This window comes from Pedobacter sp. (genome assembly GCF_040513095.1).
Taxonomy (GTDB): domain Bacteria; phylum Bacteroidota; class Bacteroidia; order Sphingobacteriales; family Sphingobacteriaceae; genus Pedobacter.
Genome location: NZ_JBEVDX010000133.1, coordinates 19,925 through 45,581 on the forward strand (window position 1 = coordinate 19,925; position 25,657 = coordinate 45,581).

At 44.8% G+C, this 25,657-nt stretch carries 23 protein-coding genes; 14 read left to right on the plus strand and 9 right to left on the minus strand.

Annotated elements, in window-relative coordinates:
- The first annotated feature begins 12 nt into the window (after window positions 1–12).
- Both ABWY16_RS15150 and ABWY16_RS15155 read left to right on the plus strand, forming a co-directional pair.
- Complete coding sequence (locus ABWY16_RS15150) at window positions 13–1,593, plus strand: SusD/RagB family nutrient-binding outer membrane lipoprotein (RefSeq protein WP_353905489.1); 1,581 nt, start codon at window positions 13–15, stop codon at window positions 1,591–1,593.
- A 75-nt stretch (window positions 1,594–1,668) separates the two neighbouring features.
- Complete coding sequence (locus tag ABWY16_RS15155; RefSeq protein WP_353905490.1) at window positions 1,669–2,883, plus strand: selenocysteine synthase; 1,215 nt, start codon at window positions 1,669–1,671, stop codon at window positions 2,881–2,883.
- A gap of 95 nt (window positions 2,884–2,978) precedes the next feature.
- On the opposite strand, the gene ABWY16_RS15160 is transcribed toward ABWY16_RS15155, so the two are convergent.
- Complete coding sequence (locus tag ABWY16_RS15160; protein ID WP_353905491.1) at window positions 2,979–3,473, minus strand: RidA family protein; 495 nt, start codon at window positions 3,471–3,473, stop codon at window positions 2,979–2,981.
- A gap of 131 nt (window positions 3,474–3,604) precedes the next feature.
- Here ABWY16_RS15160 and ABWY16_RS15165 point away from each other — a divergent pair, with 131 nt between their 5' ends.
- The 10 genes from ABWY16_RS15165 to ABWY16_RS15210 all read left to right on the plus strand — a co-directional run bounded on the left by ABWY16_RS15165 (window position 3,605) and on the right by ABWY16_RS15210 (window position 15,502).
- On the plus strand, window positions 3,605–4,693 hold the full coding sequence (locus ABWY16_RS15165) for a DUF922 domain-containing protein (RefSeq protein ID WP_353905492.1): 1,089 nt from the start codon (window positions 3,605–3,607) through the stop codon (window positions 4,691–4,693).
- Window positions 4,694–4,805: 112 nt separating this feature from the next.
- Complete coding sequence (locus tag ABWY16_RS15170; RefSeq protein ID WP_353905493.1) at window positions 4,806–7,298, plus strand: glutaminase family protein; 2,493 nt, start codon at window positions 4,806–4,808, stop codon at window positions 7,296–7,298.
- Window positions 7,299–7,306: 8 nt separating this feature from the next.
- A complete protein-coding gene (locus ABWY16_RS15175) occupies window positions 7,307–8,098 on the plus strand; it encodes a GDSL-type esterase/lipase family protein (protein ID WP_353905494.1) in 792 nt (263 codons plus the stop codon).
- Window positions 8,099–8,176: 78 nt separating this feature from the next.
- On the plus strand, window positions 8,177–9,814 hold the full coding sequence (locus tag ABWY16_RS15180; RefSeq protein ID WP_353905495.1) for an alpha-L-fucosidase: 1,638 nt from the start codon (window positions 8,177–8,179) through the stop codon (window positions 9,812–9,814).
- A gap of 7 nt (window positions 9,815–9,821) precedes the next feature.
- Window positions 9,822–11,147, plus strand: a complete 1,326-nt coding sequence (locus ABWY16_RS15185) for a gluconate:H+ symporter (protein ID WP_353905511.1) — start codon at window positions 9,822–9,824, stop codon at window positions 11,145–11,147.
- A 10-nt stretch (window positions 11,148–11,157) separates the two neighbouring features.
- Window positions 11,158–11,637, plus strand: a complete 480-nt coding sequence (locus tag ABWY16_RS15190) for a RidA family protein (RefSeq protein WP_353905496.1) — start codon at window positions 11,158–11,160, stop codon at window positions 11,635–11,637.
- On the plus strand, window positions 11,630–12,754 hold the full coding sequence (locus ABWY16_RS15195) for a D-TA family PLP-dependent enzyme (RefSeq protein WP_353905497.1): 1,125 nt from the start codon (window positions 11,630–11,632) through the stop codon (window positions 12,752–12,754). Before ABWY16_RS15190 ends, ABWY16_RS15195 begins: the two co-directional genes overlap by 8 nt.
- A gap of 4 nt (window positions 12,755–12,758) precedes the next feature.
- Window positions 12,759–13,832 (plus strand): dipeptidase, encoded by a 1,074-nt coding sequence (locus ABWY16_RS15200; RefSeq protein WP_353905498.1) that lies wholly within the window; start codon window positions 12,759–12,761, stop codon window positions 13,830–13,832.
- Window positions 13,833–13,979: 147 nt separating this feature from the next.
- On the plus strand, window positions 13,980–14,732 hold the full coding sequence (locus ABWY16_RS15205) for a hypothetical protein (RefSeq protein ID WP_353905499.1): 753 nt from the start codon (window positions 13,980–13,982) through the stop codon (window positions 14,730–14,732).
- Between the two features lie 17 nt (window positions 14,733–14,749).
- On the plus strand, window positions 14,750–15,502 hold the full coding sequence (locus ABWY16_RS15210) for a hypothetical protein (RefSeq protein WP_353905500.1): 753 nt from the start codon (window positions 14,750–14,752) through the stop codon (window positions 15,500–15,502).
- Between the two features lie 10 nt (window positions 15,503–15,512).
- On the opposite strand, the gene ABWY16_RS15215 is transcribed toward ABWY16_RS15210, so the two are convergent.
- Entirely contained in the window at window positions 15,513–15,833 is a 321-nt protein-coding gene (locus ABWY16_RS15215) for a helix-turn-helix domain-containing protein (protein WP_353905501.1), read from the minus strand.
- A 296-nt stretch (window positions 15,834–16,129) separates the two neighbouring features.
- Here ABWY16_RS15215 and ABWY16_RS15220 point away from each other — a divergent pair, with 296 nt between their 5' ends.
- The gene (locus ABWY16_RS15220) at window positions 16,130–17,674 is read left to right on the plus strand and encodes a hypothetical protein (RefSeq protein ID WP_353905502.1); all 1,545 of its coding nucleotides are present in this window, start codon (window positions 16,130–16,132) and stop codon (window positions 17,672–17,674) included.
- Here the strand turns inward: ABWY16_RS15220 and ABWY16_RS15225 are convergent.
- Window positions 17,640–18,155, minus strand: coding sequence for a DinB family protein (locus tag ABWY16_RS15225; protein ID WP_353905503.1), 516 nt, complete (start codon window positions 18,153–18,155; stop codon window positions 17,640–17,642). The two genes, ABWY16_RS15220 and ABWY16_RS15225, sit on opposite strands and share 35 nt — an antisense overlap.
- 17 nt (window positions 18,156–18,172) lie before the next feature.
- Window positions 18,173–18,748 (minus strand): thymidine kinase, encoded by a 576-nt coding sequence (locus ABWY16_RS15230; RefSeq protein WP_353905504.1) that lies wholly within the window; start codon window positions 18,746–18,748, stop codon window positions 18,173–18,175.
- Between the two features lie 136 nt (window positions 18,749–18,884).
- On the opposite strand from ABWY16_RS15230, the gene ABWY16_RS15235 reads away from it, so the two are divergent.
- A complete protein-coding gene (locus ABWY16_RS15235) occupies window positions 18,885–20,093 on the plus strand; it encodes a DUF8457 domain-containing protein (RefSeq protein WP_353905505.1) in 1,209 nt (402 codons plus the stop codon).
- Here the strand turns inward: ABWY16_RS15235 and rodA are convergent.
- The 5 genes from rodA to ABWY16_RS15260 form a co-directional block, all read right to left on the minus strand.
- Window positions 20,086–21,351 carry a rod shape-determining protein RodA gene (gene rodA, locus ABWY16_RS15240; RefSeq protein ID WP_353905506.1) on the minus strand — a complete coding sequence of 422 codons (1,266 nt, stop codon included), beginning with the start codon at window positions 21,349–21,351 and terminating at the stop codon, window positions 20,086–20,088. The genes ABWY16_RS15235 and rodA overlap by 8 nt on opposite strands.
- Window positions 21,348–23,351 carry a penicillin-binding protein 2 gene (gene mrdA / locus ABWY16_RS15245; RefSeq protein WP_353905507.1) on the minus strand — a complete coding sequence of 668 codons (2,004 nt, stop codon included), beginning with the start codon at window positions 23,349–23,351 and terminating at the stop codon, window positions 21,348–21,350. The genes rodA and mrdA overlap by 4 nt, the downstream gene beginning before the upstream one ends.
- Window positions 23,351–23,866 carry a rod shape-determining protein MreD gene (locus ABWY16_RS15250; protein WP_353905508.1) on the minus strand — a complete coding sequence of 172 codons (516 nt, stop codon included), beginning with the start codon at window positions 23,864–23,866 and terminating at the stop codon, window positions 23,351–23,353. The genes mrdA and ABWY16_RS15250 overlap by 1 nt, the downstream gene beginning before the upstream one ends.
- A complete protein-coding gene (gene mreC, locus ABWY16_RS15255) occupies window positions 23,856–24,695 on the minus strand; it encodes a rod shape-determining protein MreC (protein WP_353905509.1) in 840 nt (279 codons plus the stop codon). Before mreC ends, ABWY16_RS15250 begins: the two co-directional genes overlap by 11 nt.
- A gap of 87 nt (window positions 24,696–24,782) precedes the next feature.
- The coding region (locus ABWY16_RS15260; protein ID WP_353905510.1) for a rod shape-determining protein at window positions 24,783–25,657 on the minus strand (875 nt) is incomplete at its 5' end.

A 25,657-nucleotide genomic window follows, 5' to 3' on the forward strand; every position in this document is an offset into this window, starting at 1 on the left:
TATAAATAGAATATGAAAACGAAATTATTAAAAAGCATTTGTGTTTTAGCTGCTGCGGTAATCGTATTGATGCCCTCATGTAGCAAAGACAAACTGGCCGATTTAAACTTACCGCAGAATGCAGTCGGCTTCGCAGTACCCGAAAATATCTTTACAAACGTAATATTAAATATGCCTAAAAGCAGTTACTCTGTAATGGCAAGTGGTATGCAGTATTACTCTACTTATAAAGAGGTTCCTGCTGTCGGTGATAAATATTACAGCTTTAACGGTGCGACAGTTGATTTTGGTGGTGCAACTACAGGTTTCTACACCAACAACTTAAACCGTCTGTACGTACTTGATCAGGCACTCGCTGCAACTGATGTAAACAAAAAAGCTATCGTTCGTATCATCAGGGCTTACACATTTCATCAGCTGACTGACATCGCTGGCGATGTTCCTTACTTTGATGCAATGAAAGGCGAATCAGGCATATTGACACCTGCTTATGATTCGCAACAAGCTATCTATCTTGACATGCTGAAAGAATTAAAGGAATCTGCTGAGTCACTCAATCCGGCAAATCCTACATTCACCACAGGTGATTTATTCTACAAAGGCGATGTAACAAAATGGAAAAAATTCGCTTACACACTGATGCTGCGATTAGCCATGCGTTTATCTGAGGTTAGCCCTGCTGTTGCGCAAACATGGGTTCAAACTGCGGTAGCTGGTGGTGTAATGACTTCTGATGCGGATATCGCAAAAATACAATATACCAACACAACTGGTAACGTAAATACAAAAACACAGGGTCTTCAGAATGGTGACTACGTGAGTCCGGGTGGCGATAACGTGGAGGGTGGTAAATATGCCGCTACGTTTATTGACAGATTAAAGTCGACCAATGACCCGCGTTTAAGTGTAATATCTGTTGTGTGGCAGCTTACGGGCGCAACTTATACAGCAAATAATAGTCCTGCCGTTCAAAGAGGTATGGTAAGCGGAAGCTTAAACACAAGACCTGCAGATTTTGATACTTATTCTGAACCATCTCAACTGGTATTGAATCTTGCTGCCCCATTGATCATCATGGGCCCTGCTGAAGCCAATCTATTGCTGGCAGAAGCTGCAGTAAGAGGATGGTATACAGGTGCTACGGCTGCTGCTGCATACAACGCTGGTGTAACTTCAGGAATGACGCAATGGGCATTATGGCCAACAGTAGGTGTGAGCTCAGGAACGATTACTTCTGCGCAGATCGCCGCTTACCTTGCAGCTAACCCTTACCTTTCAACAGCAAGTACAGAAGCACAAATTGAGCAGATCAACACGCAAAAATGGTTGTCTATGTATGGTGATGACTACGAAGTATACGCCAACTGGAGACGTACGGGATATCCAAGACTGAAAAAAGTGAACTATGCTGGTAACGTAACCGGTGGTTTCATGTTCAGACGCTTCGCGATTCCAAATTCAGAAAAACTGGTAAACTCAGCAAATTATCTGGCTGCATTAAGCAGACAGGGATTCACTGAAGATTTCAATGATAACCTGCTCGGCAGAGTATGGTGGGATAAAAAAGCAGGCTTACCTTTTAACTTCAATTAATTCATAGCTATGAATGGGGACAGAAATCATTTTCTGTCCCCATTTGTTTTTTAATCATCTTTTTAATCTGAAAATATGAAACGCCGAGATCTCATTAAATACCTTTCCGTTGCCCCGGTTGTGGGTGCGGTAGGTGCGGGTATCCCATTTCTGTCAGCAAATGCGGCTGTTGCAACTGTTGCCAAACGCGATCTGATCAAAGAATTGGGTTTACGTACCTTTATCAATGCTGCGGGTACTTACACAACGCATACTGCATCACTCATGCACGAAGATGTCGTGGCTGCAATTAACGACTCCTCTACACATTTTATCATGATCAATGATATACAGGATAAAGTAGGAGAGAAGATAGCTTCGATCTGTCATGCAGAAGCTGCAATGGTTACTTCGGGCTGCTGGTCGGCCCTGGTACTTGGAACCGCAGGGATACTTACCGGAACCGATGTCAAAAAAATCGCTCAGCTTCCCAACCTGCAGGGCCTTGAGAAAACCCAGATGATTGTACAAAAGGGACACAATGTTGCTTATGTTCATGCCCCTACAAATACCGGAATCGAGGTGGTGGAAGTTGAAACCGCTGAAGACCTGGAGAAAGCCATCAACCCGAAAACTGCAATGATGTGGTTTTTGAACCTGGCAACAAATGACGGGAAAATCAAACATGATGAATGGCTTGCCATTGCAAAAAAACATAAGATCCCGACAATGATTGATATCGCCGCGGATATTCCTCCCGTAACGAATCTCTGGAAGTTCAACGAAATGGGTTTTGATCTGGTATGTGTATCAGGTGGCAAAGCAATACGCGGCCCGCAAAGCGCAGGTATCCTGATGGGAAAAGCAGACCTGATTAAAGCGGCCCGTTTGAATGCGCCGCCAAATGGTAACAACATCGGGCGCGGTATGAAGGTCAACAAGGAAGAGATCCTGGGTATGTATGCTGCACTGGATCATTATGTAAAACTGGATCACGATAAAGAATGGAAAGACTGGGAAGCACGTGTAGCAGTGATTGAAACTGCCGTTAAAGGTGTCAGTGGTGTAACCACCACGGTTACTGTTCCGCCTATTGCTAATCACAATCCACTGCTCAATATTGCCTGGGATACGGCCAAAGTGAAAATCAGCAGTGACGACCTGCAGCTGGCATTGCGTAATGGCAACCCTTCCATAGAAATCATGAAGTTTACGCCAAACAGTATCAATATCACGGTTTTCATGCTCAAACCCGGTGAAGATAAAATCGTAGCAAAACGCGTTCAGGAAGAGCTGGGCAAAGTAAGCTAATCACCTGTTAAAAGCAGATGAAGCTATAAAATAAGATGTAAAGATATCTGTATATCTTATTTTATAGCTTTCTAGTTATAGCATAAGCGCAGCTATTAATCCAGCAGGTTTTTCTCCCAGTGGCCCAGCTCAAAAAGAGCTTCAATCTCCACAGGAATATTGTCTGGCAGTGAACCAAAACCGACTGCACTTCTCACTCCGATACCGTTTTGCTTACCCCATACTTTCACAAAAAGCTCGCTGCATCCATTGATAATATATGGGTGTTTTTCAAATTCGGGCACACAATTCACCATACCGAGCACTTTGATCACACGTTTTACTTTATTGAGGCTTCCCAAATGCGTCTTGATAGTAGAGAGCATCGTAAGGCCTACCTGCTGGGCGGCAAGCTTACCCTGCTCCATATCGATATCCTTACCAATACGGCCTTTTATCAGTTGCTTATCATTCTGTACGGGACCATGGCCGGAGAGATATAAATATTTTCCATCAATCAGATAGGGAGTATAAACACCAATAGGTGTCGGGGCAGGCGGAAGCAGTAAACCGGTTTTAGCAAAATTTTCTTCAGGCGTTGAGTTTTCCATTGATCTGGGATTAAGTGTTTTTATATAAAAATACTAAGTTTTTGTATAAATAATGCCATTTGACACATTTAAAGCCGTAAGTACAGCGTATTTTTATACTACAGACTGCTACAAAACGTTAATCAATTTGTATGCAAAAGACGATTTTATACCAGAAAATTGGTCGGCTCCTCTGTATATTCCCTCTGTTATTTTTATTATTCTTTAAGGCATCCGGCCAGGTTATTTTACATGATCAGCCAGTGCCGCTTAAAGCCGGAGCATTTTATATTGCCGGTGTAAAAGATGAAAGAACTGATAAAAGCACAATCGGCAAATTGCTTGTAAAAGAGGCGGGAGATAAAGTGGTGCCCCGGGCAACAGACCTGAAAGGTGGTGCAGCAGTGGCCATCGGCCAGTTTTTGCGCCGTAACCTGCCGCGGGACTATTCCCTAAAGCCAGTGATGATAACCATCAGAGAACTAAATGTACAGGAAACTGCCAATACAGGTGGCAGTGTTGATGGCCGTATCCGGTTATCCCTGTCATTTGACCTTCAAAAGGATTATGGATTAGAGCATCTCGTCAATTACCAGGGGAGCTTACAGTATACGCGCTCTGTGGCTGGCAAGGCAGCATTGGAAGAGTACCTGGGCAACGTCATAAAAAGCAGTCTCGATTATCTCAGCAACTGGATAAAAGACAATACCCCGGTTAACCGCAAACTTGCAAAAAACGTAAAAATCAGTTTTACAGATTATGCCGAAGCCCTGGAGGGCGATACGATTTACTACTCGGCAAACAGGCCGCTTACCTGGGCAGACTTTCAGGCAAGGGCACAACCGGCAGGTAAATTTGAAGCACAGGTTATACCAGGTATCGGCTATACGCAGGAGGCAGAAATAGATAAAGGAACAATCGAAGTGAAAATTGCGATGAAAGCTTACTTACCAAAAAGTGCCAGCAGGGCCAACTACGGCGGAAGGGATGAATATACCCTCAACCATGAACAGCGGCATTTTGATATTGCAAAGATCATAGCCGAGCAGTTCAAGCAAAAGATCCTGGCCAGGCCGGTAACTCCTGATACCTTTGAAGCTGTGATCAACATGCAATATCTCGATTCTTACCGTGATATGGATGCCATGCAAAATGCATACGATACGGAAACAAGACATGGGACTGACCGTGCAGCACAGGCCGCATGGAATAAGAAAATCGATAAAGAACTCAAACTGTAACAGCTGAGCGCTGTGATTTATAATAAGGTAACATTTTTATGAATGCCCCTGAAATGTTTCCTGAATAACAAAAAAAATAATAAATTAAACGAGATATTCATCACAACCAAATATGAAGTATTTCAGCAGGCAGCGCGCAGTCCGATTCTTTTTTTTGTTGATTTTTGTTGCGGCAGCACTAAAAACCTTTTCCCAGGAAGCCCATGCACCGGCTTATCCCCTGATCACACACAATCCTTACTTCAGTATCTGGTCTGGTACCGATCAGCTGAATGCCTCCGCAACCAGACACTGGACAGGCAAAGACCAGCCCATGATCGGATTGATCCGGGTAGATAATCAATATTACCGTTTTATGGGAGCCCTTGCTCCACGCTACAAAAGCATCGTACCAACAGGCGATGAGCTGCCTTCCAAATGGCAGTACCAGGACCAGTATCCCGGAGATGGCTGGGAAGGGCAGTTCTACCCGGAAAATAATTGGAAAACCGGTCTTTCGCCTTTCGGGGATAGCCGCGCTGACGCGGGCACCAGCTGGACAGGTAAAGACCTGTGGATCCGCAGAAAATTCCAGCTGACAGCAATACCTAAAGGGCCGCTTGTACTCAAGCTTTATCAGGATGATGACGCACAGGTACTGTTAAATGGTAAGGAGATCGCAAACCGGAAGGGTGCCACGGGAAATTATGTAATAATACCCTTTGATGAAAATATGAAATCAGCTTTAAAGGTTGGCGAAAATATTCTTGCAGTTCATTGCTTAAATACCGGAGGAGGGGCATGGCTGGATGCAGGCATTTCCGAGAAAATGGCCGACAATCCCGCTGACGTATTTCCTGCAGCAGAACAGATACATACAGAACTCACTGCTACGCAGACAATCTATACATTTAAATGCGGCGGGATAGACCTTAAACTTACATTTAGCTCCCCGCTGATCATGCAGGACCTGACATTGCTGTCCAATCCGGCATCTTACCTCAGCTTCGAAGTCAGTTCCAATGATGAAGCCATGCATCAGGTTTCAGTTTTTACAGGTATATCATCTGACCTTGCTGTCAATCAGTCCTCGCAGGAAGTGCAGGCATCGGCCTATATCAGCAATGGGCAGTCTGTCCTGAAAGTGGGTACTACAGCTCAGCCTGTGCTCAAAAAGAAAGGTGATGATTTACGCATCGACTGGGGCTACCTCTATGTATCAGTACCATCCGGAGCAAACGCTAAACAATATATTACCAGTGCTGACAATGCCCTTTCTTCCTTCAAAAGAGGGACAAATACTGTAGGGAAACAGGCTGGCATTCTCAAAGGGAAGTCGCTCATGCTGAATACTGTTATACCCTTCGGAAATGTTGGCGCTGAAGCAGAAAGCAAATTTATAGTGATCGGTTATGATGATCTGTATTCGGTTCAATATTTCAATACCAATCTGAAACCGATGTGGCGTAATGTTCCCGGAGCTACAATGGAGGGTGTATTAAGAGATGCTGCTGCCAGTTACACAAGTGTAATGGATAAATGCCACAGTACTGATACGCTGATTTACAATGATGCCCTTAATGCCGGCGGTGAACATTATGCCAGGTTATGCATACTGGCTTACCGCCAGAGTATTGCTGGGCATCAGCTCGTAAAGAGCCCCGATGGAGAGATGCTCTTCCTGTCAAAGGAGAATTTTAGCAACGGATCAATCAACACCGTAGACATAACCTATCCTTCTGCACCACTGTATTTACTGTATAATCCCGACTTGCTCAAAGGCATGATGAACGGCATTTTTTATTACAGCGAAAGCGGTAAGTGGACAAAACCTTTTGCTGCGCACGATCTTGGAACATACCCTATAGCCAACGGGCAAACGTATGGTGAAGACATGCCCGTAGAAGAATCCGGAAACATGATCATTCTTACGGCAGCAATCGTAACAGCAGAAAAGAACCCCGAATATGCGAGAAAACACTGGAAGACCTTAACCGTATGGAACGACTACCTGGCAAAGGCCGGATTTGATCCGGAGAACCAGCTGTGCACGGATGACTTTGCAGGGCATCTTGCACATAACGCAAACCTGTCGGTAAAAGCCATCGTGGCGATAGGGGCTTATGCCCGCATGGCCGATATGCTGGGGGAAAAGGAAACAGCCGCCAGATATCAGAAACTGGCTGCGGAAATGGCGGCGAACTGGATGCTGAAAGCTGATGCCGGAGATCATTACGCCCTTGTATTTGATAACCTGAACACCTGGAGCCAGAAGTATAACATGGTCTGGGATAAAGTACTTGGATTAAACTTATTCCCGCAACAGGTATATGACAGGGAAATCAGGTATTACCTTAACCGCCAGAACGCCTATGGACTGCCGCTTGACAGCCGTAAAACCTATACCAAATCTGACTGGATCATCTGGACGGCTACTATGGCCGACAAGAGGGTCGACTTTAAAGCCCTGGCAGAACCTGTATTCAATTATGCAATGGAAACTTCATCACGGGTGCCGCTGAGCGACTGGCACGAGACAAAAGATGGCAAGATGGTTGGTTTCCAGGCACGCAGTGTAGTAGGAGGTTACTTTATGAAGGTCCTGGCTGATAAGATGAAGAAATAATCATAAATATGTATCACCTGAAAACCCCGCTGGCCATAGGCCTTATCACTATCTTTTTACTCCAGTTTGATCCTGCAAATGCCCAAAAGGCAAAAGAAAATCTAAACGTCGTATTTATCGGCAACAGCATTACCCACGGTTCTGGCTTGCCGGATCCGCATACACAAGCCCCGCCGGTAATAGCAGCGCAAAAACTAAGGGAGTTGAAACACATTGGCACTGTACAGTTCAGTAACGTAGGTAAAAGCGGTTCCACAACTTTAGACTGGCTGCCCGAAAATCACAAACTGTTTTTAACTGCTGAAAAGGCTGCAGGCCTCTATGCCAGCGATGAAGGAGCAACCCTGCTATTTTCCATCGTTTTGGGTACCAACGACAGTGCAATCAAAGGTCCGCATGGCGCTCCTGTCTCCCCGGAGGATTACCGCGGGAATTTGCTGAAGATAGCAAACAGGTTACTGGAAGAATATCCAAAATGTAAGATCATCTTTCAATATCCAACCTGGTATAGCGAAAATACCTACAATACTTCCAAATATTTAAAAGAAGGTCTGGATCGGCTGCAGTCTTATTTCCCGGAAATAGACGCGGTCGTAAAAAGTTATGAAATTTCACGTCCTCACACAGTTTTTTCGGGTAATAAAAAGGTATTTGCTTATTTCAAAAAGCATCCCGACTTATTCCAGAATGAAAAGGGGCAGCAGGGTATATTTAACCTTCATCCAAATCCGGAAGGTGCCGCCCAACTTGGAGCTTTTTGGGCAAAAGCTATCTATAAGGCCATGGATTCTGCAAAATAATTGTTATTATTAAAAAATATTAACAACCTGCAAAGCTGATCTACTCACCAGAACCGCGCAGAAAACCCAAAAAACAAAATGAAAATAGTTTACATTACATTAGCCTTGTGCTTCTTTTACAACTTTTCGTTCTCCCAAAACGATGTTGTAAATGACGACGAGGGAAGCAGCTACAATTTAAACAAACCCGAACGTGAAGAATGGCTCCGAGATACCGGCGCCGGTTTATTTATTCACTTCAATGTAGACGCACAACTGGGCGTAGTGATCAGTCACTCTCTCGTTGGCGCTTCAAACGATTACGTTGACCGTTACTTTAATGAACTGCCTAAAACGTTCAACCCTTCAAAATTCAACCCCAAAGAGATTGCAGAACTGGCTAAAATGGCGGGGATGAAATACATTTGTTTCACAACAAAACACCATGCAGGTTTTTGCTTTTGGGACACTAAAACAACTGATTTCAACATCACCAAAACGCCTTACAAAAAGGATATGCTGAAAGAGTTTGTAGAGGCTACAAGAGAAGCAGGACTGGATGTGGGTTTCTACTTCTCTCCTGAAGATTTCAATTTTCTCCGCAACCACAACATCCCGATCAGCCGGACAAATGTGAAAATGGATGCAAAAACTACAAAGGAATATAACGATTACAACAAAAAGCAGTGCGAAGAACTGATGACCAATTATGGTAAAATCGACGTATTTTTTATCGATGGCGAACCTAAAGAAGTAGTTAAGGAGACCTGCTGGAGATTACAGCCAAACCTGCTGATCACCCGCGGTGCCATCAAAACACCTGAACAGGCATTACCAGGTGCAAAAATTACCCAGCCATGGTTATCTCCTATTACAATGGGTACAGCATGGCAGTACCAGCCTACCAACGATCGCTATAAAACAGGTACACAGCTGATCAACCTGCTGATCGAAGCAAGGGCCAAAGGCGGTTCCCTGTTGCTGAACGTGGGCCCTAAGCCAAATGGAGAAATGGCCATCCAGCAGGAAGACCGTTTACGTGAAATGGCACTCTGGAACTTTATTAACCACGAAAGTATGGACAGCGTCCGCAGCTGGGTAGTGGCCAAGGAAGATGATATCTGGTTTACCAAAAAAGGCAAAAATACTGTATATGCGTTTGTAACGGATGCGGCCGACTGGAAAGAGGCGGCGCGGAAGACCTTTCTGCTGCACTCTGTAAAAAGCACACCAAATACCAAAATCAGCGTTCTTGGCCAAAACAGCCAGATCATTGAATACAAAGCTGATCTTGACGTAAGCTGCAAGTACACACAAACAGCAGATGGTCTGGAAATATCTGTCGTAAAAGCACAAAGGATCTATGACGATCACCGCTGGCCAAATGCAGTTGTCATTAAACTCGAAAATGTAGAACCCGTATTTGCTGAGGCTGTATTTGTAAAAACAGTAGGATCAACTGTGGCTGCTGACGGAGCTATACTGAAAGGACAGATAGTAGATTATAAACCTGCGCTGTCAAAAAGGGCAAGGTTCTATTACCGTCCATATGCAGGACAGGTAGAAACACTGTACGCTGCGCCCTGGGTAAAAACCGTCTGGGTAAATATCAATGCTGACGGTACTTTCTCTGCTCCGCTGAAAGGCTTAAAGAAAGGTTCACGTTTTGAATATAAAGCAGTTGCAGAACAGCAAAAAGTTGCCGTAGAAGGCGAAACAAGCGTAGTAAACCTGTAATCTTCTAATCAAATCAAAGATGACGCTTATTCTTGTTTTACTCTGCATCATACTGCTGATCATTATGGTGTCAGTTTTGCGGATCAACGCCTTTCTTGCTTTCCTGGCAGTATCTATACTGGCCGGAATTGTTCTGGGCATCCCATTGACGAAGATCGCAGGTTCGGTAGAAAAAGGTATAGGTGATGTGCTGGGCTCGCTGGCAATTATTATTACGATAGGTGCCATGCTGGGCAAACTTGTTGCCGAGAGCGGCGCTGCCCAGAAAATTGCTGCGGTAATCATGAATATCTGTGGAGAGAAATATATTCAATGGGGGGTAGTGGCCACAGGGTTCCTGATCGGCATCCCCCTGTTTTACGGCATCGGTTTCGTATTGATGATCCCGCTGATCTTTTCTGTAGTCTATAAGTATAAACTGCCACCGCTGTACATCGGCTTACCTATGCTGGCCGCGCTATCGGTAACACATGGTTTCCTGCCCCCGCATCCATCGCCTTCAGCACTGGTAATACAGTTCAATGCAAATATGGGATTAACCCTGATGTATGGATTACTGATCGCTATACCTGCTATTGTGATCGGCGGCCCACTGTTTTCGAGAACGCTGAAGAATATTCAGTCAACACCTCTGCAGTCTTTTGTACCTGTGGAGATGCCTGAAGATCAGCTTCCCGGTGCTTTTAACAGTTTTTTTACAGCTTTGCTGCCGGTACTGCTGCTGATCCTGGCAACTGTATTCTCATTTTACGCCGCTGATTATCCACAAATGAAAGATGTGATCTCCCTCACTGGTCATGCAGACGTAGTCATGATCATCTCTCTTTTCACGGCAACTTTGACATTAGGTATTTTCCAGGGCAGAAAGATCTCCCGTATCATGAACATCTATGCGGAATCAATTAAGGATGTTGCCCTGATCCTGCTGATCATTGGCGGCTCCGGCGCACTCAAACAAGTGCTGGTAGACAGTGGGGTAAGCGGGCAGATTGCCGGATTACTCAAGGATTTACACATGCAGCCCCTGTTCCTGGGCTGGCTGATTACTGCAGTGATCCGGTTTGCGGTGGGCTCGGCTACAGTAGCAGGCCTCACCACAGCAGGAATTATATTGCCTTTAATGATTGCCACCCATACCAATCCCAATTTAATGGTACTTGCCGTAGGTGCAGGGAGTTTGATGTTCTCTCATGTAAACGATGCAGGATTCTGGATGTTTAAGGAGTACTTTACCCTTACGCTGAAAGATACCTTCAAATCATGGGCATTGATGGAATCAATTGTGGGCATCATCGGCCTGATAGGCGTACTTTTATTAAATCAAATCATATAAAAAATAACATATGGAAACTTATAACGCAGACGAGCAATTTGAAAAATTAGGATTAAGCCTTCCACCGGCACCTTCTCCGCTGGGGGTTTATAAACCTTATCTGGTAGACGGAAAATACCTTTACCTGTCGGGACATGGTCCTGTGCAGGATGATAAAAGCCTGATCATCGGCCGTATCGGTGCCGAAATGGATCAGGAAGCAGGTAAACTGGCAGCGAGACAGGTTGGATTAACAATGTTGTCTACCATCAAAACCAACTTCGGAACGCTAAACCGTATCAAAAGGGTAATCAAGGTTTTAGGTATGGTAAACTGCACGCCCGATTTTGAAAAACATCCTTTCATTATCAACGGATGCAGTGAGCTTTTTGCTGAGATCTGGGGAGAAGAAAATGGGATAGGTACCCGCAGTGCAGTTGGTTTCGGATCTCTGCCGGATAATATCCCTGTGGAGATCGAAGCCTTATTCGAATTAAACGACAATGACTAGGGAAACGCAGGAAGACTGGTATCTGATCAGCAATGCTGATCAGCTGGACTCGCCTGCACTGGTATTTTACCCTGACAGGATTGCTGAAAATATTGTGCGGCTAAAAAACAGGATCAATGATATCACGAGACTGAGGCCCCATGTAAAAACGCATAAGAATCCGGAGATCACAAACATGATGATCGAAGCCGGGATTCATAAATTTAAGTGTGCTACAATCGCTGAGTCAGAAATGCTGGGGATCTGTAAAGCACCGGATGTGCTGCTTGCCTATCAGCCGGTGGGCCCAAAGATTCACCGCTTCATCCAACTCATCAGGGACTATCCGGATACAAAGTTCTCCTGTCTGCTGGATAATGCAGTATCACTGAAGGCCATTGCAGCAGCTGCGGCTGAAGCTGGACTGACAGTAGATGTTTTCCTGGATCTCAATGTAGGCATGAACCGTACCGGGATTGCCCCCGATGAAAACGCTGTCCTGCTTTATCAGCAGATCAGTGCTGAGCCAGGAGTAAATGCCCTGGGCTTACATGCCTACGACGGGCATATCCATGATGACTCGATGGATGTGAGAAAAGAAAAGTGGCAGCTGGCACTGGATGGCATTTTGTATGTCAACCAGGAAATCATTGCCGCAGGATTGCCAAAACCGGTGGTCGTTGCCGGAGGTACACCAACCTTTCCCTTGTATGCAGCTTTTGATGATGTTGAATGCAGCCCGGGAACGTTTATCCTCTGGGATAAAGGATACCAGGATGCTTTTGCAGAACAGGAATACCTTACTGCAGCACTGGTGATCAGCAGGGTGATCTCCATCAGCGGCAGTGGCACGATTACCGTTGATCTGGGACATAAATCGGTTGCCGCAGAAAATGAACTGCCACGCAGGGTGTATTTTTTAAACGCCCCCCAGGCTAAGTTTATCGGTCAGAGCGAAGAGCACCTGGTACTGGATGCAGGTGCTGACAATGGCTTTGAGATTGGCGATGTATTATATGGGCTGCCCATACATATTTGTCCCACAGTAGCGCTTTACGGCACCGCTGCGCTTGTACAAGACCAGGAGATTTCCGGAGAATGGAAGATTACTGCACGGGAAAGAAAAATTAATATTTAAGATCATGTTTACAATAGACGCACACCTGGATTTAAGTATGAATGCACTGGAATGGAACCGCGACCTGCGGTTGCCCGTTTCAGCTATAAATGACAGAGAGAAAGGATTAAATGATAAACCAGACAGGGCCAGGGCTGTAGTGTCCTTACCGGAACTGAGAAAAGGCCAGGTAGGATTGGTAGTGGCAACACAGATCGCAAGATACGTAGCCCCGGGGAACAACCTGCCGGGCTGGCATTCGCCAGAACAGGCCTGGGCACAAACACAGGGGCAGGTAGCATGGTATAAAGCAATGGAGGAAGCCGGCGAGATGGTACAGATCCACGACCTGGAAAGCCTGAATAACCATATCCGTTTATGGGAAAGCAATGTGCCGGACGAAGTAAAACCTATAGGTTATATCCTCAGCCTTGAGGGAGCAGATTCAATTGTTACTGTAGATCACCTGCAACGGGCGTATGACTACGGTCTTCGGGCGGTGGGGCCTGCACACTATGGCCCGGGACGTTATGCCCAGGGCACAGATGCTACAGGCCTGATGGGACCAAAAGGCCATGAACTGCTCAGGGAAATGGAACGTTTAAACATCATCCTTGATGCCACTCACTTATGTGATGACAGTTTCTGGGAAGCGCTCGGTCATTTCAACGGCCACATCTGGGCATCACACAATAACTGCAGGGCACTGGTAAACCATAACAGGCAATACTCCGATGCACAGATTAAAGAACTGGTAAACAGGGGCGCAGTAATCGGCCTGGCACTGGATGCCTGGATGATGGTGCCCAACTGGATACGCGGAACTTCTACGCCGGAAAGCACGCACTGTAATCTGGAAGTAATGGTTGATCACCTGGACCACATCTGTCAGATTGCCGGCAATACACTGCATATTGGCATTGGCTCAGACCTGGATGGAGCTTTTGGAAGGGAACAATGTCCTTATGATATAGAAACCATTGCCGACCTGCAGAAGATCCCTGCGCTTTTAGAAAAAAGGGGATATACGCAACAGGATGTACAGAACCTGATGCATGGCAACTGGCTGAGGTTCCTGCGTAACGCATGGGGCGGATGATCAGGACAGGACCTTTGTCTTATCTGATAAATATTTAATTTGTTTGACCCAAACGCAATTTTAAGTTGAAAAGCGGATAAAATTATTCTGTTATATTACAGCTTGGTAAAATATTAACTATATTTTTGAAGTGTTATACGAAGGAAGATGAACGCTACAGGACAAATTAAACTGGACTACCCTGAAGAATTCAGGATCGCCTGTAAGATTAATAATCTGAGGTATGATGAGTTAATCCAATACTTTATAGACCATGTTTCATTTTACGCCTTTATCGGGGGTGATATGGAGGCACCATTTCTGTGGGCTACCGCAGTAGGTATCGAATGTAAAGAGTCCCTGAGCAAACCAGTAAAAACCATTACTGATCCGCGGATACAGGAGATCTCCCTCAGGTATATCAGACAGCTTACTGCACTCCATCTCGAAACAGATTTCAGCGCAAGTATAGAGACCAGCAAAAGCACTGCGTTAATGAAAGCATGGTCCCTCGAGATGCTCCCCCTGACAGACTATTGCACAAAGTTACGGACTGAAGATGACCATATATTCAGTTTAACGTTCGACTTTAACCTGGTTTGCAGGCTGAATGGACTCGACGCAGAACTGTTGCTGCAGTATTTCATGAACAGCATCTCCCTGGCCAGGGAACGAGCCGTTAATGTCATCGAAGAAATGAAGATCACCCCGGGCATAGCCGTTTTGCTGATCCTCGTAGGACATCATGATGAAGTGAAAAACAGGGTGCTCCCTCAGCAGGAAGTTTATAGAAAGTATGGCCTCCTGCTGCTTAAACTGGATAAAAAACAAAGAACTGAATATAATCTGGAAAAAAGGGTAGAGGCCTACAGCGCCTTCTACAGGGAATGGTACAATGCACTTAATCAAAATATAAATTAATAAGCTGCTTAAACACCATGGACTCAAAAGGACAATTTGGACTGTTATATACTGAAGACTTCAGCGTGGCCTGTGCAATCAGCTACCTGAAACAGGAAGATGTCCTACAGTATTTTATCAACAGGGTTTCTTTTTATGCTTTTAACGGCGGAGAAATGGAAGCCGTAGCCTTATGGGCCACACGCATCATAGTAGATTGTAAAGAGAATTACCAGGCTGAGGTAACCCCCGCTAATGACCGCAGGATACAGCGGATCTTCTTCAAATACATCAGTCTGCTGAGCGACCTCATGGAGAATACCCATTTTTCAACAGTAGATAAGATGAAAGAAAGTCTTTATATCATGCAGGATTGGGAGGCAGAAATGATGCCCTTCGCAGACTTCCCCAAAACCTTATATCTCAGTGAAGAGCTTTCCCTGGTGCTGACTTTTGATTTTAACCTGCTCTGCAGGATTAATGGCCTGAACCCTCAACAGGTGCTGCAGTATTTTATTGACAGCATCTCCCTGGCCAGGGACAGGGCATTAAACGTTATCAGCTTTGTTGGCACTGATGCCAGCATGTCTCTTTTCGCAATGATGAAACTGAGCCGGTCAATGAAACAGCACAAACTTCCGGTACAGCAGGATATACATGAATGGTACAACGAGAAACTGCTTGCCCTTGATGAAACCTTAAGGGAAGAACCAGATATGGCGTTGAGAATCAGCGCGTACAGAAAACTCTATTCAGAATGGTACAATACACTCCGGAGGAATCTGAATTAAGGGATTAACCTTATTTTTCGGCCTCTTTATCCTTGTGGTTATCCATCAGAGCCACCGGCGGAAGGAAGTCTCTCGGTGACAGGCCAAAGTGATCTGCAAAAACATTAATATGCTTTAAATTGTATTTTGCAGGGTTGCTCAGGTTCTCCACGTTACCGATAAATGATGCTTTTACCCCAATAATGTATGCAATATCCTCCTGTCGCAATTTTTTATCAGCCCTTAATTTTCTGACAAAATCAATTACGTGTTGCTCAATAAGATCTAGTTTTACCTTTGCTTCCATTTTGGGACTAAGTAATTTATATTCCTGATCATAATTTACAGTCATAGATGTAAATAAGTTTTTTATCCGATTTTATAATTAACTTATTAAAAAATGACAATATTTATAATACCCTGAGCAGTCGTGTTTGAACATATATTCTACCAAAAATCAGAAAATAATAGTATAACTTATTTTACCAATTTAATTGCAAAGAACGTTTGTTTAATATTTTGTGCATAAACATAAATTTAATAAAAATTATCCATATAAATCCATTATCCTGATATTAACCCCGTTATTTATAATTCGTTAATCAATTGTTTGTTATATGTGTTATTTCAAATCTTATTCTGCTACTGATGAATGGATTTAAGTTTAAATCTGGTTCGCCGGTGCTGAAAAATCTTGATAGTTTTTTCATTTCACTTGTTGCCTTCAGTCTGGTACTGTTCTATACAAGGCATAGTGGCATCGGAATATCGCCTGATTCCATTGCCTACCTGAGTGTCGCCAGGAACATAATTGGCCATGGAGCCCCGGTCGACTATATGCTGAGGCCGCTGGTAGATTTCCCGGTCTTTTATCCATTCTTTCTGACCGCAGCAGGATGGGCAACCCGTACAGATCCTTTAACGATAGCTCCCTGGCTCAACGGACTGTTGCTGGCTGGCATAATTATCCGGCTGGGGCGACTGATAGATTCTTTTGACGGTGTAAGCAGGCTGTACAAATGGATTGTATTGCTGCTGATAGCTTTCAGTCCATCATTACTGGAAATCTATTCCATGTTGTGGTCAGAAACACTGTTTCTCCTGCTTATCATTGCATTCATCAGCGGCTACAACCATTATCTTGAAAAAAGGACCATTGCAAGTCTGCTCCTTTGTGGTCTAATCGCGTCCATAGCCTGTATTACCCGCTATGCCGGAGTTACAATCATCGGAACAGGACTACTGCTGCTGCTGTCTGATCGTTCACTACAGTGGCGGATAAAGCTGCTGCACTGCTGCTGGTTTGGCCTTTCATCAGTTTCCCTCCTGGTGATCAATCTGTTGCGCAATGCTTTGATTATGGGTTCACCGACAGGCCCGAGGGTGCCCGGCATCCTCCACCTTGGTGATAATATTATTTACACCGGATGGATCATGTCCCAGTGGCTGCCGGTACCGGGTCAGCAGCCTGAGCTGGTCTCAGGCATTGTTATCTTTATATTCATTGTCATCTGCCTGCTGTTTCTCAGGCGCAACTGGTTCGGTACCCTCAAAGTAAGTGCAGACAACTGCTTTGCGGCGTTTTTTATCGTTTATACCGTTTTCATCATTGGAATATCTACACTTTCACATTTTGAACAGCTCAATAACCGGTTATTGTCACCTTTGTATATCCCAATGGTGATCAGTCTTACATCATGGATCCCCGGCGCCATCAAAAGGCTGAAGCCGGCTTATTTGAAACCAGCTGCGGCTTTCATATTCCTGCTGACCATAGGTTTCGGGTACTACCAATACCTGCAGCTGGCTAAAATGTATGAGGATGTAAAAGACTCCGGTATCCCCGGTTACACAGAAGATTCCTGGAAGAATTCTGAAACAGCCCGTTTTTTACGCGGACACAGCAGCTATTTTAATACGGACTATACTATCTATTCCAATGCACACGAAGCGGCATATTTTAACGGAGGTATAAGGGCAGAATCACTGCCCCACAAAAGGGACAGGAACGACACGCGCGATTTCTTTACTGAGGATGGTTTCTACCTGATCTGGTTTGATAATTTTTCTGACAACGAACTGATCAAATTTAAAACGATCCTGCAAAATGCAGATGTAGTCAAAAAATATGATTTTAAGGATGGGGATATCTTTTTTATCAGGCCACACCATTCTTCAGCACTGCGGCAGTAACCATTAGCTGCCCTACATGACGCATGGTATGCTCAGCTGCATGTACCAGCAGGCCGATCACTGTTGAAGGCAGGCCCGCGCGGCCAATACCACGGTAATCCGGGAGTATGGCCGGATCAGTTGCCCTTAGCTGTTCCAGCGCAAGATCCACCTGCCTGTCGAAACGCTCTACCAGTTCTTTAGTGGTGTATCCATGCTCAGCATCTTTGCCCTCTTCCTCAAGCTGTGCAAACTGAAATGGGCTCAATCCTTCGCCTTTTGCGTAGGTAAACACCCTGTCGAGCACACCGCTCAAATGCTGTAAATGGAAACCCGGTGAAGCCATACCTGCAGGACGCTCCCAGAGTAATACCGGAGAGAAATCCTCCATGTACGCGTTCACCTCTTCGCGGGCCTGCAGCAGCGCATGGGCTACAGGTTGTAACAGTGGAGTAATATCAGGCAGCGGCCCTCTTTGCCATACTTCTTTTTGCTGTGCCATATTTTGTTGGTTTTTTTCTAATCTTTTGCATGAAAGCAGATCCTGCACCTGGGTTCGTAACTTTCCTTTTCACCCAGCAATATCTTTGCCTCACCGGCTACCCGGCGGAAGGAATACATCGCAGGATTTCCGCAGCGTACACACACGGCATTCACCTTGGTAACAAGTTCTGCAATGGCCATCATCGCAGGTACAGGCCCAAAAGGTTTTCCTGCAAAGTCCATATCCAGCCCCGCCACAATAACCCTGATACCTTTGTTGGCCAGTGTATCACAAACTTCGGGCAAACCCTCGTCAAAAAACTGCGCTTCATCAATGCCCACTACCTGTGTATCAGGTTTCAGCAATAAAATTGCAGCAGAATGTTCTACAGCGGTAGCGGCGATAGAATTGTAATTATGTGATACCACATCAGTTTCGTCATACCTGGTATCTGTGGCAGGCTTAAAGATCTCAACCTTCAGTTTGGCGATTTCTGCACGTTTTAGTCTCCTGATCAGTTCTTCCGTTTTGCCCGAAAACATCGAGCCGCAAATGACCTCAATGCTGCCGCCAAACTCTCCTTTGCTATAATTTTGTTCGCTAAATAACATGCTTTATGGTAGGGGGTATTTGACCTGCGAATATCGGGATTCCGCCTTAATATTTAGGGTTTTTATTCGCCCTAAATTTATAGTACTTTTGAGTACATTTATCAACATAAATCAGCAAATTTCGCGTTATACCCATATGATGAACCAGGAGGATATATTTAAAAAAATAGGACAGATACTCAATGAGTTGAATGAACAGTATCAATATTTAGCTCAAAATCCCGGAGAGCTGAATGAATTGGAGCTCGAACTCTTTTTGGCAAATTCCAGTTTTTTATCTGATCATGTCCAGATCGTTAGGAAGTTAAATAACAAAGCCAGCCAGAAAGCACTGCCTGAGCACAGCGGCTCCCCGCAGGAAATTATTGAACAACTGCCGGTTATCCCGGTGAAAATGGTTGAAGAAACACCTGCAGCACCTGCAGAAGCACATCCCCACAAATCGGATATAGAAGAGGAGATCTTTAAAATCGATAAAGAACCATCGACCTTTGAATTCATACTGAACGATAAACCCTCCACAGACAAGTTCGAATTTGAGGAAAAATCTATAGATGAAATATTTGACAGGCCGCTGAGCAAGGAAGAAGCGCAGATCATAGCCCAGAAACAGAAACTTAGAGAACTGGACAGCCTGGAAAGCGAATTGCCGGAAGAAGATGAGATCGGTCCCGAGCCCTTTCTCGTTTCAGAACCATTTAAAGAAGAAGCAGAGACAGAAGAACTTGCAGAAGAAGAAGAATATATTACTCCCGGAGAGCAAACTGCAATTCCTGGCGATAACGAAAAATATACCGGAGAAGAAGTTACAGCAGAATATACTGCCCCACAAGATACAGCAGCAGTTGCTGTACAGTCAGATGTAAAACAAGAAGATCAGGAAGTAGAAACGTTAGGCGAAGAAGATGATTTTGAAGATGAAGAAGATTTTGTCGGAGAAGCCAATGCTGAACAGGACCTTATAGAGGAAACAAAAGAGGAATTAAAAGAAGAAGAACCTGCGGCACACATACCAGAAGAGCCGAAAGCCAGGCCCACCTTAAATGATATCCTGTCTGGCAATACGGGTACAAAAAGCTTTACTGCGGGAAGCACCAGGATGCCTGTGACCGACCTCAAACAAGCCATCAGCCTGAATGATAAAATGCGTTATATCAAAGATCTCTTCAACGGGTATAACCTTGCTTACGCAGAAGCTATAGACTTACTCAATAAGATGCCCGACTTTAAAACAGCTGACGCGTTCCTGCAGAATAACTATGCGGTGAAAAACAACTGGGCGGCAAAACAGGAAACCGCAGAACAGTTTTATGAACTGCTCAACCAGCGCTTTCCGGCTAAATAAAGCCCATCCTGTTGGAGTCCAGTTTAAGGAAAATGAACAACAGAACGGTGAAACTCCAGAGGGATGATCCGCCATAACTGATAAAAGGTAAGGGAATTCCAATCACGGGAATGATACCAATAGTCATTCCTATATTGATAAATACGTGGAAGAAGATAATACTGGCAACACAATATCCATATACCCTGGAGAATGTGGAGCGCTGTCTTTCCGCAAGATTAATCACCCTCAGCAGAAGGAATATATACAAGGCTATAACTACACTGCAACCTACAAAACCCCATTCCTCACCAATAGTTGAGAAGATGAAATCTGTGCTCTGCTCGGGGACATAACCATATTTCGTTTGGGTACCTTCCAGAAATCCCCTGCCGGTAATTTGTCCCGAGCCGATGGCAATTTTAGATTGTATCACATTATATCCGGCACCTTTAGGGTCTGTTTTTAAACCCAGCATGATCTCGATACGCGTCCTCTGATGCGGTTCGAGTACTTTCTCATATGCCAGTTTCACCACAAACAAATAAGCTACGGCAATGATAGTGGCGATGATCATGGAAAACATCATTTTCTGTTTCCGTTTGTTCTGATAGGCAAAAAAGCCTCCCACCAGTACAATTATAGGAATCAAGATAGAAATCGGAACCAGGAAGTCGGCAATAAACAAAACGATCATTCCAAGAAAGACCAGCAGGAAGTATCCGGATAATCCTTCCCTGTACAGCGGGAACATGAAGGCGAGGAAAACCAGTGCCGAACCGGTATCAGGCTGAAGCATAATCAGGAGCAGGGGAAAACAAATGATCAGGCCTGCAAAGAAAATAGATTTGATATCACGGAACTTGGGATTAAAATTACCGACATACCTTGCTATAAGCAGGGCAGTACCGAACTTAGCCAGCTCCGAAGGCTGCAGCCTGAAACTCCCCAGAGGGATCCAGGCCTGGTTTCCAGCTACCTTGCGCCCTACAACAAGTACTGCCATCAGCAGCAGCATTGTGATCCCATATACAATGGGCGAGAACACACTAAAGAACTTTGCATCCAGCAGTAAAATCGAGAAGCCCAGCACCAGTGCTGTCAGAATAAAGATCAGCTGCTTGCCATAGTTGCTGCCAAAATTAAAGAGGGTAGAAGTCTCGGGATTATAGATCGATGCATAGATATTTACAAACCCGATTGTACATAAGGCCACGTAGATTAAAATCGTAATCCAGTCTACATTAAAGAAGAAACGGCCGCCTTGTTGTGTACTCATCTGGTGATCTGTAATTTTTTGTTTTCTATTGTCTTTTTAACCGGTGTTTCAGGCTTAACAGGTGTAAGTCCGGGACGTGGCACTACAGGCAAGGTTGTGGAACCCGCTGGCGTTTGCCCCGGAGCTGCAGTTTTAGTGGCGGTATCTTTGAGTAAAAATGGCACTTTTGGTTTGGGAACTTCGGGCAATACCACCTGTTTTTTCATCCATTCCGCACGGTCCACCCGGTTGCCCGAAATCTTGCCTTTTAAATAAGTTTCGGTCAGGTAACTGGCTATTGGTGCCGCATATGCACTACCAAATCCTGCATTTTCTACAATCACTGCTATGGCGATCTTCGGATTATCACGCGGTGCAAAACCAATAAATACAGAGTGGTTTTTTCCATGCGGGTTCTGTACTGTACCGGTTTTTCCACACATGATAATATCAGGCAGGGCTGAGTCCCTGGCCGTACCATAAGGGGCATTTACTGCATCCTGCATCCCATCGATCACCGGATCAAAATGATTGTAGTCGATCCCCACGGAATTCTTAACCAAATATTCCTTTTTTACATCCTTTTTGTCACCAATTCCCTTGATCAGGTGTGGCTTGATATAATATCCCCTGTTGGCAATGATGGCCATGATATTTGCCATCTGCAGAGGAGTAGCACTCATCTCGCCCTGGCCAATTGCCAGAGAGATTGTAGTGGTATAACCCCAGTATTTACCAAATCTTTTTGTGTATTCCTCGGAAGTGAAAAGTCTTCCCGGACGCTCGAAAGGCATGTCCAGATCGAGCCTGGAACCAATTCCGAACTTTCTTACTTTCGCCTGCCAGTCGTCATAGGCGGCAATCTTGCTCTTGTACTTGCCTTGCGTCATCAGCTTCTGATAAACATAGCAGGCATAAGTATTACAGGACCTTGCCAGCCCCTTTCTCAGGGAAATGTTACCATCAACGTGTTCACATCTCACGAGGTGATTTCCCGCCCAGTATCCGCCGGGGCAGTTAAAAGTGGTATTCGGATCAATTACCCCTTCCTGCAGCGCAATAAGGTCGTCAAGTGGTTTAAATGATGAACCCGGCGAGTAATATCCGGATAGCGGACGAACGGTCAGCGGGCGGTTAGGAGAACCGAAAATATCCATATAATTATTGCCCTGCTGCCTACCTACCAAGAGGTTAGGGTCATAAGTAGGGCTGCTCACAAATGCAAGTACCTCCCCTGTACTGGGTTCAATTGCTACAATACTACCCACTTTGTTGTGCATCAGCTGTTCGCCCAGCTTCTGTAACCTGATATCCAGCGAAGAAACCAGTGTTTCCCCCGAAATGGCAAGGGTGTCAAACTTACCATTAAGGTAACTTCCCTGCGGGACATTCCGGGCATTGTAGATCGTATTTTCAACACCACGTTCACCCTGGAGCACGTCGTTGTACTGACGCTCTACTCCGGCTTTGCCGATATAATCCCCGGGACGGAAATACCCGTTACTTTTTTCAATATCTTTTTCAGACACCTCTTTTACGTAGCCAAAGAACTGGCCGGCCACACTGTCCGGATAATGCCTTACGGTCCTGTTTTGTGTTTCAAAGCCCACGAAACGTGAAAGCCTTTCCTGCAGGGCCGCATAAGTTTGTACTGAGAGTTGTTTTTCAAATACCGAACGCTGGTATCTCGACTGGTTTCTGGCTTTATTAAAGCGTTTGTAGAAACCCTTCATATCAATACCGATAATCCTGCATAGCGCAGCAGTATCAAATGGTTTAACGAGGTTGGGCGTAACCATCAGGTCATACACCGGTTCATTTTGTACCAGCACATTGTTATTCCGGTCTACAATTACCCCGCGTGCAGGAAAAGTATACTTCTTCCGCAGCACATTGCTGTTGGCAGAAAGAAAGTAGCGGTCACTCGCCACCTGTATATAGAAAAGCTGCCCTAAAAGGATCAGTGCAACCACAATAAACAGGCCTTGTATGATGTATTTTCGATTGAAAAGATTATCCATTAACGCATTTTTCTATTATAGAAGATGAATTCTATTAATATAACAGTGAACAGGGTAAAGATACCGCTAAGCAGGCATCTTAACAAGGTATAAGAGAGTTCTGTTAATTTAAAAGCTTCTAATAAGAAAAGTACGAGATGATGTCCAAAAGTGCATAACAGGGCATAGAGGGAGAACCATTTGAAGCCCATATTGCCCAGGGAGGGTTCAGGTTCGTCAAAGTTATCACGGCTGACGGTGACGGAGATAAAGAGGATCCTGACAAACACCAGGGTCACACAGGCTGCGGTATGCACGCCAAGGGTATCGTAAAAAGCATCAAGCGTTAAGCCTGTACCAAATGCAATCAGGTACAGCAGCAGGTTGGGCGTTCCAAAGGGGAGCAGCAGTAAAAACAGGATATAGGTAAAAGGGGTAGCCAGGTCATAAAAACTCAGGTTCCTGAGCAGGAGAACCTGTATAGAAAGAAGGAGAAACCACCTTATGATATTGATTACTATAATTCTACTGTTCATTCGGCAATTTTAATTCTAAAGCTTTCTGTTCCTGTGCTAGTTTATCTTTGATCACATATACATACTGTAATGTACTGAAATCATTGAAAAGTCTGATCTCGATGGTGAGGAAATTGTCACCTGTTGATATTCCCCTGTTGCTGATCAGCCCTACCGGTACACCTGGAGGGAAAGAACCAAAGCCAGAAGTAATCACGGTATCCCTCAACTTCACCTGGAAGTGGTTAGGTACATCCTTGATGAAGGCCTTTCTGTAATCCGAATTTCGGTCGCCCCATACAAGTGAACCCAGTGCTTTGGTAGACCTTATACTTACACTGATTTTGGCATCTTTGTTTAACAGTGATTCTATTGTCGCCAGATGCGGTGATACATCCCGTATAATCCCAACTACACCTTTGCCGGCGGAGATCACGGCCATGCCGCTTTCAATCCCGTCAACTGAACCTTTATTGATGGTAATTACATTATTTCGTAAAGTGATGGAGTTTTTAATGACCCTAGCAGCCAGGTAGGTGTACTGCACATGGTTCAGTGTATCCTTTACAAGCACATTCTTCGCACTGTCGATATTCTTCATGGCTAAGAGCTGTGTTTTCAACCTGGCATTTTCAAGAGCAAGGCTGTCGTTTACATCTCCGAGATTCATATACCGTTTGAATACATTCAGCCTGATGTATGCCTGCCCCACTACTTCATTTGTAGAATTGAAAGTCACACTGCGCTGGTATGCATTATTCTTTACAGTGAGGATAACGCCAATGGTAAAAAAAATGACAAACAGGAAGAATGCGTTGTATCTGTTTATGAAAATCCAAAGGTTACGCATAATTCATCATTCTTTTTGATGCAAAAATGTGAGTACAGCTTTCAGACTGACCCACATTTTTTATTTTTTTTATTCCGTTGTTAAATTCTATTGCATTAAAAACTTGTAGCCTCCGATGTTCTTCAGGGCGATACCCGTACCACGAACAACAGCACGCAGCGGATCTTCAGCTACATGCACCGGGAGTTTTGTTTTTGCTGCCACACGCTTATCAAGTCCGCGTAACAATGCACCGCCACCGGTCAGGTAAATACCTGTCTGGTAAATATCAGCAGAAAGTTCTGGTGGGGTAATCTCTAAAGCTTTCAGGATGGCTTCTTCAATTTTAGAGATGGATTTATCTAAACAGTGTGCAATTTCAGTGTATGAAACGGTGATTTGTTTCGGTACGCCCGTCATCAGGTCTCTCCCCTGTACGGCGAAATCTGCCGGTGGATCCGACAATTCCGGCAGGGCAGCACCCACTTCAATTTTGATTTTCTCGGCAGTACGGTCACCAATCATAATGTTATGCTGGCGGCGGATATAATTTACGATATCAGAGTCAAAGTTATCCCCTGCAACGCGGATCGACTGGTCGCACACAATACCTGACAGCGCAATTACAGCAATTTCAGTTGTACCACCACCAATGTCAATGATCATGTTACCCATAGGTTCTTCAACATCAATTCCGATACCTACAGCAGCTGCCATTGGCTCATGGATCAGGTAAACTTCTTTGGCTCCGGCGATTTCCGCTGAATCCCTCACGGCGCGTTTTTCAACTTCCGTAATTCCCGAAGGGATACAGATAACCATTCTCAGGGAAGGGAACATCCATCCTTTGCCACCGTTGAGCATGCGTATCATACCTTTGATCATTGCTTCAGCAGCATTAAAATCTGCAATAACACCGTCTTTCAGAGGTCTTACCGTACGGATATTATCGTGCGTTTTACCCTCCATTTGCATAGCCTGAC

Bases quoted from the DNA above. Each gene is read 5' to 3' on its own strand.
- ABWY16_RS15150 (WP_353905489.1), top strand. From the start codon at position 13: ATGAAAACGAAATTATTAAAAAGCATTTGTGTTTTAGCTGCTGCGGTA.
- ABWY16_RS15250 (WP_353905508.1), bottom strand. From the start codon at position 23,866: ATGAACAGTAGAATTATAGTAATCAATATCATAAGGTGGTTTCTCCTT.
- ABWY16_RS15230 (WP_353905504.1), bottom strand. From the start codon at position 18,748: ATGTTATTTAGCGAACAAAATTATAGCAAAGGAGAGTTTGGCGGCAGC.
- ABWY16_RS15210 (WP_353905500.1), top strand. From the start codon at position 14,750: ATGGACTCAAAAGGACAATTTGGACTGTTATATACTGAAGACTTCAGC.
- mreC (WP_353905509.1), bottom strand. From the start codon at position 24,695: ATGCGTAACCTTTGGATTTTCATAAACAGATACAACGCATTCTTCCTG.
- ABWY16_RS15200 (WP_353905498.1), top strand. From the start codon at position 12,759: ATGTTTACAATAGACGCACACCTGGATTTAAGTATGAATGCACTGGAA.
- ABWY16_RS15235 (WP_353905505.1), top strand. From the start codon at position 18,885: ATGATGAACCAGGAGGATATATTTAAAAAAATAGGACAGATACTCAAT.
- ABWY16_RS15165 (WP_353905492.1), top strand. From the start codon at position 3,605: ATGCAAAAGACGATTTTATACCAGAAAATTGGTCGGCTCCTCTGTATA.
- ABWY16_RS15155 (WP_353905490.1), top strand. From the start codon at position 1,669: ATGAAACGCCGAGATCTCATTAAATACCTTTCCGTTGCCCCGGTTGTG.
- ABWY16_RS15215 (WP_353905501.1), bottom strand. From the start codon at position 15,833: ATGACTGTAAATTATGATCAGGAATATAAATTACTTAGTCCCAAAATG.
- ABWY16_RS15180 (WP_353905495.1), top strand. From the start codon at position 8,177: ATGAAAATAGTTTACATTACATTAGCCTTGTGCTTCTTTTACAACTTT.
- ABWY16_RS15170 (WP_353905493.1), top strand. From the start codon at position 4,806: ATGAAGTATTTCAGCAGGCAGCGCGCAGTCCGATTCTTTTTTTTGTTG.
- ABWY16_RS15220 (WP_353905502.1), top strand. From the start codon at position 16,130: ATGAATGGATTTAAGTTTAAATCTGGTTCGCCGGTGCTGAAAAATCTT.
- ABWY16_RS15175 (WP_353905494.1), top strand. From the start codon at position 7,307: ATGTATCACCTGAAAACCCCGCTGGCCATAGGCCTTATCACTATCTTT.
- mrdA (WP_353905507.1), bottom strand. From the start codon at position 23,351: ATGGATAATCTTTTCAATCGAAAATACATCATACAAGGCCTGTTTATT.
- rodA (WP_353905506.1), bottom strand. From the start codon at position 21,351: ATGAGTACACAACAAGGCGGCCGTTTCTTCTTTAATGTAGACTGGATT.
- ABWY16_RS15190 (WP_353905496.1), top strand. From the start codon at position 11,158: ATGGAAACTTATAACGCAGACGAGCAATTTGAAAAATTAGGATTAAGC.
- ABWY16_RS15195 (WP_353905497.1), top strand. From the start codon at position 11,630: ATGACTAGGGAAACGCAGGAAGACTGGTATCTGATCAGCAATGCTGAT.
- ABWY16_RS15160 (WP_353905491.1), bottom strand. From the start codon at position 3,473: ATGGAAAACTCAACGCCTGAAGAAAATTTTGCTAAAACCGGTTTACTG.
- ABWY16_RS15225 (WP_353905503.1), bottom strand. From the start codon at position 18,155: ATGGCACAGCAAAAAGAAGTATGGCAAAGAGGGCCGCTGCCTGATATT.
- ABWY16_RS15205 (WP_353905499.1), top strand. From the start codon at position 13,980: ATGAACGCTACAGGACAAATTAAACTGGACTACCCTGAAGAATTCAGG.